The following is a 12,176-nucleotide window of genomic DNA, read 5'->3' as shown; positions in this document are numbered from 1 at the left end:
GCCCGCAATGCTCGACGCGCTTCGCCATATCGACACCTGGATCTTCGATCTGGACAATACGCTGTACCCGGCGTCCAGCGACCTTTTCGGGCTGATCGACCAGCGCATGACCGATTACGTGGCGCGGCTGAAGGGTGTGGACGCGGTGGCGGCGCGGGCCATCCAGAAGGCGCTGTTCCATGAACATGGCACCACCCTGTCCGGCCTGATGCGCACGCACGCGATCGATCCGCACGAGTTCCTCGGCTTCGTCCACGATATCGAGATGGACGTGCTGGCCGAGGACCGGCGGCTGCTGGCGGCGCTGGCGCGGCTGCCGGGGCGCAAGCTGATCTTCACCAACGGCGACGAGCCCTATGCCCGCAAGGTGCTGGCCCGGCTCGGTTTGTCGGAGAGCTTCGAGGCGATCCACGACATCCACGCCTGCGCCTACCAGCCCAAGCCCAACCCGGCCGCCTATGCCGCGATGTGCGCCGCGCTGCGGGTGGAGCCGACGACGGCGCTGTTCGTGGAGGACATGGCCCGCAACCTGGTGCCGGCCAAGGCGCTGGGCATGACGACGGTCTGGGTCAACAACGGATCCGATCAGGCGACGGCCGAGCGGCACGCCGACAGCATCGATTATGAGACGGACGACGTCGGCGCGTGGCTGGACGAGATAGCGGGGGATCCGGAATGAGCGACCTTGAGGCGGTGATCGATCAGGCGTGGGACGCGCGCGACGGCATCGGCCCCGGCACGACCGGCACGGTACGCGAGGCGGTGACGCAGGCGCTGGCCGATCTGGACGCGGGCCGCGTGCGCGTGGCCGAGAAGATCGACGGCGCATGGGTCGTGCACCAGTGGCTGAAGAAGGCGGTGCTGCTGTCTTTCCGGCTCAACGACAATGCGCTGGTGGCGGGCGGCGCGGCCGGCGCGCCGGGGTGGGACAAGGTGCCCTCCAAATTCGCCGGCTGGGGCGAGGCGGAGTTCCGCGCCGGTGGCTTCCGCGCGGTGCCGGGGGCCGTGGTGCGGGCGGGCGCGCACATCTCCAAGGGCGTGGTGCTGATGCCCAGCTTCGTCAACATCGGCGCCCATGTCGGCGAGGGGACGATGGTGGACACCTGGGCGACGGTGGGCAGCTGCGCCCAGATCGGCCGCAAAGTCCATCTTTCCGGCGGGGTCGGCATCGGCGGCGTGCTGGAGCCGCTGCAGGCGAATCCGGTGGTGATCGAGGACGGCGCCTTCATCGGCGCGCGCGCCGAGGTGGCGGAGGGCGTGATCGTGGAGGAGGGCGCGGTGCTCTCCATGGGCGTCTATCTCGGCGCGTCGACCAAGATCGTCGATCGGGCGAGCGGCGAGGTCTTCATGGGTCGGGTGCCGGCCTATGCGGTGGTGGTGCCGGGCGCGCTGCCGGGCAAGCCGCTGCCGGACGGTACGCCCGGCCCGTCGCTCTACTGCGCGGTGATCGTGAAGCGGGTGGACGCCAGGACACGCGCCAAGACCGGCATCAACGAGCTGCTGCGGGACTGAGCGGCGGCGCCCCCGCCGCCCGTGACGGAACGACTTTCCCGCTCGTTCGTGGGATAAGGCGATGATGGACGCCGAGTCACCCGCCCGCCCGCGTGAGGCCGCTGAGGATTGGACCATCCCGCAGCGCTGGTCCGATTACACGCGGGCCGAGCATGACACGTGGGACCGGCTGTTCGCCCGGCAGACGGCGATGCTGTCGGGCCGGGCGACGCCGGAGTTCCTGGCCGGGCTGGACGTGCTGCGCCTCTCCAGGCCCGGCATTCCGGATTTCGCCGAACTCTCCGCCCGGCTGACCGACGCCACCGGCTGGAGCGTGGTGGCGGTGCCGGGGCTGGTGCCGGAGGACGTGTTCTTCGATCATCTCGCCAACCGCCGCTTCGTCGCCGGGCGGTTCATCCGCCGGCCCGACCAGCTCGACTATCTGGAGGAGCCGGACGTCTTCCACGACGTGTTCGGCCATGTGCCGCTGCTCGCCAACCCGGTGTTCGCCGATTACATGCAGGCCTATGGCGAGGGCGGCCGCCGCGCCGGCGGGCTCGGATCGATCGGGAAGCTGGCGCGGCTCTACTGGTACACGGTGGAGTTCGGGCTGATCCGCGACGGCGATGCGCTGCGGCTGTACGGCGCCGGCATCGTCTCCTCCTTCGGCGAGTCGATCTTCGCGCTGGACGATCCCTCGCCCAACCGCATCGCCTTCGACCTGAAGCGGGTTATGCGCAGCCGCTACCGCATCGACGACTATCAGCAGAACTACTTCGTGATCGACAGCTTCGACGATCTGCTGCGCCAGACGCTGGAGACCGATTTCGCCCCGCTCTATGCCGAGCTGGAGACGCTGAGCGACCTGGAACCCGATACGATCCTGCCGAGCGACCGGGTGATCACCCGCGGCACGCAGGCCCATGCCCGAAAGGACGCGCGATGACCGAACCCACGACGCCGCACGACAACCCGCTGGGCCTGGACGGGTTCGAGTTCGTCGAGTTCACCGGGCCGGACCCGGATGCGCTGGCGGCCCTGTTCGAGGCGATGGGCTTCACCCATGTCGCCACCCACCGATCGAAGAACGTGCGCCGCTACGTGCAGGGCGACATCAACTTCATCCTGAACATGGAGACGGCGGGACAGGCGGCCGAGTTCCGCAACGCCCACGGCCCTTCCGCCAACGCCATGGCCTTCCGCGTCCACGATGCGGCGAAGGCGTTCGCGCTCGCCGTGGAGCGGGGGGCGACGCCGATCACCGGCCCGGTCGGCCCGATGGAGCTGAACATCCCGGCGATCGAGGGCATCGGCGGATCGAACCTCTACCTCGTCGATCGCTACGGAGCGGAGGAGATATACGATGTGGATTTCCGCGCGGTGCCCGGCGCCAAGCGGGACGACCGCTCCGTCGGCCTGCACACGCTGGACCATCTGACCCACAATGTGAATCGCGGGCGGATGAATCACTGGGCGCAGTTCTACGAGCGCATCTTCAACTTTCGCGAGATCCGCTACTTCGACATCGAGGGCAAGGCCACCGCGCTGCTGAGCCGGGCGATGACCGCGCCGGACGACAAGATCCGCATCCCGCTGAACGAGAGCCAGGACGAGCACAGCCAGATCGAGGAGTTTCTGCGCGAGTATAAAGGCGAGGGCATCCAGCATCTGGCGCTGGCGACCGACGACATCTTCGCCACGGTGGACGCGCTGCGCGCCAACGGCATCCGCTTTCAGGACAGTCCGGAGACCTATTTCGACCTGATCGACCAGCGCCTGCCCGGCCACGGGCACAGCGTGGACGAGATGCGCCGCCGCCGCATCCTGATCGACGGATCGCCGGAGACCGGCGAGGGGCTGCTGCTGCAGATTTTCACCGAGAACATGGTCGGCCCGATCTTCTTTGAGATCATCCAGCGCAAGGGCAATCAGGGCTTTGGCGAGGGCAATTTCAAGGCGCTGTTCGAGAGCATCGAGCTGGACCAGATTCGCCGCGGCGTTATCCCCGCGCAGTCTTGACCCCGGCCGGAAAGCGACCGGCGTACAAGGACCGGAACGGTTTTAAGTCGTGTTGCAGCGCAGCAGCGGCGGCCGCATGGCGGGGCTCCGCCGGGGAGCCGAACCGCCATGCCCACGCTGTCGATCTGCATTCCCACCTATAACCGCTCGCGCTGCCTGGCCGAACTGCTCGACAGCATCATCGCGCAGGATCTGCCGGAGATCGAGGTGGTCGTCAGCGACGATGCCTCGCCGGACGATACGGTGGCGGTGGCGGAGCGGTATCGCGGGCGGATCGCGCGCTTAACCTTCCTCTCCCAGCCGGTGAACATCGGGCTGGACCGCAATTTCCTGGCGGTGGTGGAGGCGGCGACCGGCGATTACATCTGGCTGATGGGCGACGATGACCGGCTGGAGCCCGGCGGCGCCCGCCGCGTGCTGGATGCGCTGCGTCGCTGGCCGGACGTGCACGGGCTCACCCTTGGCGTGATCGACTATGACGTCACGATGGAGCGGCCGGCAGGGCTGCGGGCGACCCCGCCGACGCAGCGGCTGACGGGCGTGGGCCAGGTGTTCGGCGAACTGGCCGACCTGCTCGGTTTCATGTCCGCCCTGGTGGTGGACCGCGAACATTGGCGGCGGATGGCGGCGGACCCGTCTGCCCGCGCGTTCGAGAACTACTATATTCAGGTCTATCTGGTCGGCCGCATCGTGGGGCGGGACGGCGGCTGGGGCGTGGTGCAGGAGCCATGCGTCGGCTTCCGCACCGGCAACGACCAGTTCGAGGTGAAGTTCGGCTGGTTCCAGCGGCTGAGGATCGACGTGGCGGCCTATGACCAGCTGGCCGACGCCCTGCTCGCCGACGATCCGGCGGCCCATGCGGCGATGCGCCACCGCGTGTTCGACACGCATGTGATGGCCCGCATCAACAACGCCAAGACGGCGCCGGGGCGCACGCCCTCTGTGTGGCGGGCGGCTGGCTATCTGTTCGGCCCCTATGGCGCCATGCCGCGGTTCTGGACGCGCGGGTTGCCGACGCTGTTCGCGCCGAAGTGGATCATCCGCCACGCCCGTTCCCTCTACAAGCGGTACGGCAGCCGATCCGGCGCGGCGCGGGCGCGGGCGATGACGCCCGGCGGGCTCGCCGTGGCAGATCGGGCCGGGGCCTGATCTCGCCGTTTCGGAACGCCTCTTCCGAAGGTTCCAGGGCATATCGACATTGAGCGGATGAAGCCGGTTTGACCTGCATCTTGTGCAAACCGCTCATCCTGAGGAGCCATTGAGCGTGTCGAAATGGCGTCTTCGCCTCCGCTCAGCCGCTCCTCAGGATCAGCGGACGTGCAAAGGCTGGCTGTCTAGACGCCCTAGAACGCCACCCAGCAGTCGAGCAGCGCCTTGGCGAGGCCGCGGTCGATCGCCTCGGCGGCTTCCTCCACGCCCTCGTGCCAGCCGTCGGCGGCGTCGGCCACGATAAGCGCGGCGGCGGCGTTCAGCAGCACCGCGTCGCGATAGGCGCCCGGCTCTCCTTGCAGCAGCGCGTGCAGCGCGGCGGCGTTGTAGGCGGCGTCGCCGCCGCGCAGCGCCGCGATCGGATGGCGGGCGAGGCCGGCATCCTCGGACACGATCCGCTCCTCCGTGTCACCGCAGGCGCCCAGCCGGATCAGGCTGGAGGGGCCGGCGATCGAAAGCTCGTCCAGCGGCTCGTCGCCCGCCACGATCATCGCCGACTCGCTGCCGAGCAGGCGCAGCGCCTCCACATAGGTGCGCAGGTAATCGGGCCGGGCGACGCCGACGAGCTGGCGCGTGACGCGCGCGGGATTGGCGATCGGGCCGGTCAGGTTGAAGATCGTCCGCCGGCCGATCGCGCGGCGCACCGGCGCCAGGCGGCCGAGCGCGGGATGGTGCGACTGGGCGAACAGGAAGGCGATGCCGAGATCGGCGAGGCTCGCCTCCGCCCGGGCCGAGGCGCGGGCGAGATCGAGGCCCAGCGCCTCCAGCGTGTCGGCAGCACCCGCCCGCGACGAGGCGGCGCGATTGCCGTGCTTGGCGACCGGCACGCCGCACGCCGCCACGACGATGGCGACGGCGGTCGATACGTTGAGGCTGTGCGCGCCGTCTCCGCCGGTGCCGCACACGTCGATCGCGCCCTCCGGCGCCGCGATCGGGATCATGCGTTCGCGCAGCGCCAGCGCGGCGGCGGCGATCTCGATGCTGGTCTCGTCGCGCTCGGCCATCACCGTCAGGAAGGTGGCGACATCCGCGTCCGCCACCTTGCCGTCCAGCATGTCGGCGAAGGCGGCGTGCGCCGTCGCATGGTCGAGCGGGGTGGACGGATCGGGCAGCAGCGCCAGGGTGGTCATGCGATCTCGCGCACCTTCAGCCCGGCCACGCGCATGAAGTTGGCGAGCAGGGCATGGCCATGTTCGGTGGCGATGCTCTCCGGATGGAACTGCACGCCGTGGATCGGCAGGGTCGCGTGGCGCAGGCCCATCACGACACCATCAGCGGTGCGGGCGTTGACCAGCAGCGTGGCGGGCACGCTCTCCTCCGGCACCGTCAGCGAATGGTAGCGGGTGGCGGTGAAGGGTGAGGGGAGGGCCGCAAACACGCCGGTGCCGTCGTGCAGGATCGGGCTCGTCTTGCCGTGCATCAGGCTCGGCGCGCGCTCCACCCGCCCGCCGAAATGCTGGCCGATCGCCTGGTGGCCCAGGCACACGCCCAGCAGCGGCCGCCCGGCATCGGCGGCGGCGGCGACCAGATCGAGCGAGACGCCCGCCTCGTTCGGCGTGCAGGGGCCGGGCGAGATCAGGAACGCCTCCGCGCCGGACGACAGCGCCTGGCCGGCGGCGATCGCATCGTTGCGCACCACCTCCACCTCCGCCCCCAGCTGCTGGAGATAGTGGACGAGGTTCCAGGTGAAGCTGTCATAATTGTCGATGACAAGGATCATGCCGGCGGCTTTAACCGATGGGCGGGCGCGTGCAAGCGGCGCCCGCGACCCTGCCGTAAGGAGAGGTGCGCCGATCCGCAGCCACGGGCAGAGCGGCGCCGGCGACGCTGCGGGAGAGCGACATGAAGCGATATGGCGTGGGCATCATCGGGTTGCAGCCGGGTGCGAGCTGGGCGGCGGCGGCGCACCTGCCGGCGCTGCGCGCGCTGGCGGACGATTTCGCGATCGTCGGCGTGGCCAACAGCAGCGCCGGCAGCGCGGAGGCGGCGGTGGCGGCGTGCGATGCGGGCCGCGCCTTCGCCGATGCGGCGGCGCTGGTGGCCGCCCCGGATGTGGATATCGTCGCGGTGACGGTGAAGGTGCCGCACCACCACGCGCTGGTGGCCATGGCGATCGCGGCCGGCAAGCATGTCTATTGCGAGTGGCCGCTGGGCAACGGCCTGGCCGAGGCGGAGGATCTGGCCGCGCAGGCGGATGCGGCGGGCGTGCTGGGCGTGATCGGCACGCAGGCGCGGCTGGCGCCGGCGATCGTCGCGGCGGGGCGGATGGTGGCCGAGGGCTATCTGGGGGAGCTGCTCTCCACCACGCTGGTCGCGACCGGCCTGTCCTGGGGGCCGGTGCTGGAACCGCGCAACGCCTACCTGGCCGATCGGGCGAACGGCGCGACGATGCTGACGATCCCGTTCGGCCACACCATGGCCGCCGTGCGCGATGTGCTGGGGCCGGTGGCGGAACTCTCCGCCACGCTCGCCACGCGGCGGCCGGTGGTGCGCAACGGCGACATGGGAGCGGAGATCGCGATGGACGCGCCCGACCAGGTGCTGGTGCAGGGCGTGCTCGCCGGCGGCGCGCCGATCGCGATCCACTATCGCGGCGGCACGCCCGGCGGCACCGGCCTGCTCTGGGAGATCGAGGGCACCGCGGGCACGATCCGGGTGAGCGGGCCGGGCGGTCACAGCCAGCTCGTGCCGCTCACCCTCTCGGCCGGGCGCACCGGCGAGGCGCTGACGGAGGTGGACGTGGCTGAGCACGACGGCCTGCCGGCCGATCCCGTCGCCGGCAACGTCGCGCGCGTCTATCGGGCGATGGCGGCCGATCTGCGGGATGGCACGCGCACCGCGCCGCGCTTCGCCGATGCCGTCCCGCTGCACCGCCTGATCGCGGCGGTGGAGGCGGCGGACGCCTCCGGCCGGCGGACGGCGGTGCCGGGCTGACGCGCGCCGCGCCCGCCATGCGACGATCCGCACGTCGCCCCGATTGCGGCGGCTGATCGCGCGCTGTAGGCGGGCGGCCGATGCCGCCGGCGCCGTTCGAGTCTTCCTTCACGCAGCCCATTTCCCTTCGCCGGCGGGCGATGGGCTTCGTGCTCGCGGTCGCGGCGAATCTGCTGCTGCTGCTGATGCTGCTCACCCTGGCGCCGCGCGTCTCGCATCCGCCGCCCACCGATCGCGAACCCTCCGTCTTCGCGCTGACGCGGGAGCGGGAGGCGGATACGACGCGTGCCAAGGCGACCACGCAGCAGAAGCGCACGGCGACGGCAAAGGCCGTGCAGCGGCCGAAGGCGCCGCCGGCGGCGCCGGTCGCCCCCATCGTTCCGCAGCCGGTGCCGGCGCTGAACATGATGATCGTCAGCAAGGACGTGCTGGACGCCACCGACAGCGCGATGCGGACGAAGCATGAGGGCGGCGACAGCGGCGCGCAGAGCGCGGACGCCGGCGCGGCGGGCGGTGGCTCGCCCGGCGTGGGCAAGGCGCCCAACGGGGAGCAGATGTACGCCGCCGAATGGTATCGCGAGCCGACCGACGCCGAGCTCGCTTTCTACCTGCCGAAGACGGGCCGCCGCTACGGCTGGGGCGAGATCGCGTGCCGCACGGTGGCGAACTACCGGGTGGAGGACTGCGTCGAGATCGGCCAGTCGCCGCCGGGATCGGGCCTGTCCGGCGCGGTGCGGCAGGCGGCCTGGCAGTTCCGCGTGCGCCCGCCGCGCATCGGTGACAAGCGCGTGATCGGTGCTTGGGTGAGCATCCGCATCACCTATACGGAGAGCGGCGCCACCCACTGACCGGCGGCGGCGGGCTCCGTCTCAGCCGAACGGCAGGATCGCCTTATAGGCGGTCAGCGGCGGCTTGCCCGGCACGGTGCGCCCCTGCCGCAGCAGAAAGGCGTGACGGACGATCTCGGCCTGCTGCTCGATGCCGTAGCGGTGGAACGGCTTGCCTTCTTCGAAGGTGTAGCGATAGCGGCAGAAGGGGTGGCGCATCAGCGGCAGGTAGAAGCGGCCGCCACGCTGCGCCTGCCACACATGCGCCATCTCGTGCAGGAACAGCCCCTGCAAGGCGAGATCGGCACTGGCGAAATCGTCCCGGTAGAGGTCGCCCGCCGGGTGGAAGTGGATGTGGCCCATCGGCGCCATCGCCGTCTCGCGCGGCTGGAACGGGAACCATTTGCGCCGCCGTATCTCCACCCGGTCGAGATCGATCGCATCGCGGTAGATCGATCCGGCGAGACGCCGCTCGCCATCCGTCAGCCGGCGGGTCATCGCGGCGCGACGATCCGGCCATGTGGCCGCAGCCCTTGCATCGCGTTGTCCGCTCCGTCCCGTGGAGGCGCCGGCCTACCATCCGTGGCGTGGTCGTACCAGCGCCCGCCTTTTCCAGTGCCAGGCGATTCCACCTGCGGCGAAACCGCTCTACACTGGCGGCGCCCCGAGCGGAGCGAACGGCCGATATGGAACTCACCTGCTACGTCTACCCGAACTGGAAGCCGCGCATCCGCCCCGCCACCCCGCGGCGGGACTGGATGGAGGAGAGCCCGGATCGCTTCGCCTATCGCTGCCTGCCGCTCGCCATCGCCAACGCGCATGGCTGGGAGCTGCTGAGCCCGGTCGGCTTCAAGGCGCGGTGGCGCGGCGGATCGGGCGCGGACGCGGTGGAGATCAGGCTCGATCCCGGCATGGAGGGGCGGGAGGCGCCGACATCGCTGTTCGGATCGGCGACGATCACCTTCCATGTCGAGGGCCTGTTCCGCACGCCGCCGGGATGGAACCTGTGGGTCGGCGGATCGCCCAACGCCGCCAAGGACGGGATCGCGCCGCTTGGCGGCGTGATCGAGACGGACTGGTCGCCCTACAGCTTCACGATGAACTGGCGCTTCACCCGCAAGAACCACTGGATCCGCTTCGAGGAGGACGAGCCGTTCTGCTTCTTCTTCCCGGTGCAGCGCCAGCCGATCATGGACGTGCAGCCGGTGATCCGCCCGGTGGAGGAGGCGCCCGAGCTGAAGGCGGCGTTCGACAGCTGGAGCAGATCGCGCGCCGACTTCCAGGCCTGGGTCCGCCAGACGCAGCCGACCGCGCCGGCCGACCAGTGGCAGAAGCTCTATTATCGCGGCATCGCGCCCGATGGCACGCCCGGCCCGGACGATCACGCCGCCAAGCTGCGGCTGAACCCCTTCACCCGCGCCGATGGCGGGGAGGGCGCCGCGGCGTGTCCGGTGCCGCACGGCGCGCCGGCCCCGAAACCGGCCGAGCCGGACCTCGCCGCCATCCTGGGCGCGGCGCGCGGGCCGCTGCCGGACGAGGTGATGCGGATGACCCTGAACCAGATGCGCTTCAAGCCGGACACGGCGAAGCCGAAGAAATAGGCGCGGCCGGAACAGGCCGGATCGACGTCGAGCGGATCAAGCTGATCCCTACTCGGATATGACCAAGCCGCTCATCCTGAGGAGCCATTGAGCCTGTCGAAATGGCGTCTCGAAGGATCCTTCGAGACGGGTCTTCGCCTCCGCTCAGCCCCTCCTCAGGATGAGCGGAGATGCAAGAAAACTGAACGTCGATCCGGCCTAGCGATTCGCGCCGCCGCCGTCGATCACCTCGCGCACCTTGCGGGCCAGCTGCTCGATCGTGAACGGTTTCGGCAGGAAGGCGACGCCGGTATCGAGCATGCCGTTATGCACTACGGCGTTGCGCGTATAGCCGGTGGTGTAGAGCACCGGCAGGCCGGGGCGGATCGCGCGCGCCTCCTCCGCCAGCCTTCGGCCGTTCATCTCGGGCATCACCACATCGGTGAACAGCAGCAGGATCGAGGGGTTCTCGGCCAGCAGCCGCAGCGCCTCCTGCCCGTTGGCGGCGGACATCGCGGTGTAGCCGAGCTCCCGCAGGGCATCGACGGAGAAGTGGCGCACGCGCTGCTCGTCCTCCACCACCAGGATGATCTCGTCGGCGCGGCCTTCCGGCATCGCCTCGACCGGGGTCGCCGCGCGCGGCCCGATCACCGGGCCGGTGAAGCGCGGCAGGTAGAGCTTCACCGTCGTGCCCTCGCCCGGCTCCGAGTAGATGGCGATGTGCCCGCCGGACTGCTTGACGAAGCCGAACACCTGGCTGAGCCCCAGGCCCGTGCCCTTGCCGACCTCCTTGGTGGTGAAGAAGGGATCGAAGGCGCGCTCGATAATGTCCGGCGTCATGCCGCCGCCGGTGTCGCTGACGCAGATCAGCACATACTGGCCGGGCTCCACCTCGTTGCGGTCGCGCGCATAATCGTCGTCGAGATGGGCGTTGTTCGTCTCGATGGTCAGCCGGCCGCCTTCCTGGCCGGTGGAGACGATCGCGTCGCGTGCGTTCACCGCCAGGTTCAGCACCGCATTTTCCAGCTGCGACGGATCGGCATAGGTGCGCCACAGCCCGCCGGAGAGCACCGTCTCGACGGAGATCTGCTCCCCCAGCGTCCGCCGCAGCAGATCCGACATGCCGGAGACGAGCTTGTTCGCATCGATCGGCACCGGCGCCAGCGGCTGCTGCCGCGAGAAAGCGAGCAGCCGGGCGGTGAGGGCGGCCGCCCGCTCCGCCCCCTCGCGCGCATTGTCGATGCACTTGGCCACGCGCTCATGATCGTCGGAGCGGCGCTTCGCCATGTCCAGGCTGCCGATCACGATCGCCAGCATATTGTTGAAATCGTGCGCGATGCCGCCGGTCAGCTGGCCGATAGACTCCATCTTCTGGAGCTGGCGGAGCTGCCCCTCGGCCGTCTCGCGCGCGGCCATCTCGCGCGTGGTCGCCTCGGCGGCGGCGGTCGCCTCGTCGCGCGCGGCCTCGACCGCGACGAAGCGGATGCGCGCCTCGCGGATGATCAGCGCCGCCACCAGCAGCACCAGCAGGATCGCCGCGACCTGCCCGGCGACCAGCCACCACACGGCCAGTTGCACGTTGGCGATGCGCCGCTCCAGCAGCCGCTGCTCCACCGTCTTCATCTTCAGCAGCAGCGCGTCGATCGATCGCATCAGCGCCTGCCCGCTGCCGAGATCAACGAGCCGGATCGCATCGCCGCGGCGATCGCGCAGGACGAGTTCGGCGCCGGTGCGGGCGAAGGCGATCTTGCTGGCGATCAGCGCATCGAGCCGCACGAGCGACCGCTGCTGCGCCGGATTGTCGATCGTCTGCCGGTGCAGGGCGGCCACCGCGCCCCGCAGCTTGGCGATCGTCGTCTCCATATCCTCGGTAAAGCTGCGATTGCCGGCGATCAGGAAGCCGCGATGATTGGATTCGACGGTGCGGACAAGCTCCAGCACCTCGCCGATCCGCACCTCCACCTCCAGCGTGTGGCGCACCCAGTCGTTCGCGCTCGCCTGCGCGCGAGCCAGCATGATGCTGCCGATCACGCTCAGCATGACCAGGATCATGCCGGCGAGCGGCAGGAACGGCATGCGCCGAAAGGTCAGTGCCGCAGGCATGGCGGCGTTCTGA

Annotated in this window: 12 protein-coding genes; 8 read left to right on the top strand and 4 right to left on the bottom strand. The window is 70.0% G+C overall.

What is annotated here, in order from left to right:
• Positions 1 to 7: 7 nt before the first annotated feature.
• The 5 genes from GNT64_RS08145 to GNT64_RS08125 all read left to right on the top strand — a co-directional run bounded on the left by GNT64_RS08145 (position 8) and on the right by GNT64_RS08125 (position 4,659).
• Positions 8 to 679 (top strand): pyrimidine 5'-nucleotidase, encoded by a 672-nt coding sequence (locus tag GNT64_RS08145; protein WP_156679082.1) that lies wholly within the window; start codon positions 8 to 10, stop codon positions 677 to 679.
• Positions 676 to 1,512 (top strand): 2,3,4,5-tetrahydropyridine-2,6-dicarboxylate N-succinyltransferase, encoded by an 837-nt coding sequence (gene dapD / locus GNT64_RS08140; RefSeq protein WP_156679081.1) that lies wholly within the window; start codon positions 676 to 678, stop codon positions 1,510 to 1,512. Before GNT64_RS08145 ends, dapD begins: the two co-directional genes overlap by 4 nt.
• Before the next feature lie 64 nt (positions 1,513 to 1,576).
• Positions 1,577 to 2,437: a phenylalanine 4-monooxygenase gene (gene phhA / locus GNT64_RS08135; protein ID WP_422396636.1), complete on the top strand. Its 861-nt coding sequence runs from the start codon at positions 1,577 to 1,579 to the stop codon at positions 2,435 to 2,437.
• Positions 2,434 to 3,510: a 4-hydroxyphenylpyruvate dioxygenase gene (gene hppD / locus GNT64_RS08130; protein WP_156679079.1), complete on the top strand. Its 1,077-nt coding sequence runs from the start codon at positions 2,434 to 2,436 to the stop codon at positions 3,508 to 3,510. Before phhA ends, hppD begins: the two co-directional genes overlap by 4 nt.
• Positions 3,511 to 3,618: 108 nt before the next feature.
• Positions 3,619 to 4,659 (top strand): glycosyltransferase family 2 protein, encoded by a 1,041-nt coding sequence (locus tag GNT64_RS08125; protein WP_156679078.1) that lies wholly within the window; start codon positions 3,619 to 3,621, stop codon positions 4,657 to 4,659.
• Between the two features lie 194 nt (positions 4,660 to 4,853).
• On the opposite strand, the gene trpD is transcribed toward GNT64_RS08125, so the two are convergent.
• Together trpD and GNT64_RS08115 are read right to left on the bottom strand one after the other, a co-directional pair.
• Positions 4,854 to 5,849 (bottom strand): anthranilate phosphoribosyltransferase, encoded by a 996-nt coding sequence (gene trpD / locus GNT64_RS08120; RefSeq protein WP_156679077.1) that lies wholly within the window; start codon positions 5,847 to 5,849, stop codon positions 4,854 to 4,856.
• Complete coding sequence (locus GNT64_RS08115) at positions 5,846 to 6,439, bottom strand: anthranilate synthase component II (protein ID WP_156679076.1); 594 nt, start codon at positions 6,437 to 6,439, stop codon at positions 5,846 to 5,848. Before GNT64_RS08115 ends, trpD begins: the two co-directional genes overlap by 4 nt.
• A 122-nt stretch (positions 6,440 to 6,561) precedes the next feature.
• Between GNT64_RS08115 and GNT64_RS08110 the strand changes: the two genes are divergently transcribed.
• Positions 6,562 to 7,653, top strand: coding sequence for a Gfo/Idh/MocA family protein (locus GNT64_RS08110; protein WP_156679075.1), 1,092 nt, complete (start codon positions 6,562 to 6,564; stop codon positions 7,651 to 7,653).
• Between the two features lie 140 nt (positions 7,654 to 7,793).
• A complete protein-coding gene (locus GNT64_RS08105) occupies positions 7,794 to 8,501 on the top strand; it encodes a hypothetical protein (RefSeq protein WP_156679074.1) in 708 nt (235 codons plus the stop codon).
• 21 nt (positions 8,502 to 8,522) lie between these two features.
• Here the strand turns inward: GNT64_RS08105 and GNT64_RS08100 are convergent, their stop codons facing one another.
• Entirely contained in the window at positions 8,523 to 8,978 is a 456-nt protein-coding gene (locus GNT64_RS08100; RefSeq protein WP_156679073.1) for a vgr related protein, read from the bottom strand.
• 188 nt (positions 8,979 to 9,166) lie between these two features.
• Between GNT64_RS08100 and GNT64_RS08095 the strand changes: the two genes are divergently transcribed.
• Complete coding sequence (locus GNT64_RS08095) at positions 9,167 to 10,081, top strand: DUF6065 family protein (RefSeq protein ID WP_197277317.1); 915 nt, start codon at positions 9,167 to 9,169, stop codon at positions 10,079 to 10,081.
• A 198-nt stretch (positions 10,082 to 10,279) separates the two neighbouring features.
• On the opposite strand, the gene GNT64_RS08090 is transcribed toward GNT64_RS08095, so the two are convergent.
• On the bottom strand, positions 10,280 to 12,136 hold the full coding sequence (locus GNT64_RS08090; protein ID WP_231639368.1) for a CHASE3 domain-containing protein: 1,857 nt from the start codon (positions 12,134 to 12,136) through the stop codon (positions 10,280 to 10,282).
• Between the last annotated feature and the right edge of the window lie 40 nt (positions 12,137 to 12,176).

It is taken from the genome of Sphingomonas profundi (genome assembly GCF_009739515.1).
GTDB lineage: Bacteria > Pseudomonadota > Alphaproteobacteria > Sphingomonadales > Sphingomonadaceae > Alterirhizorhabdus > Alterirhizorhabdus profundi.
The sequence above is the reverse complement of the archived record's forward strand: the minus strand, read 5'-3'. Positions and strand labels throughout refer to the sequence as shown.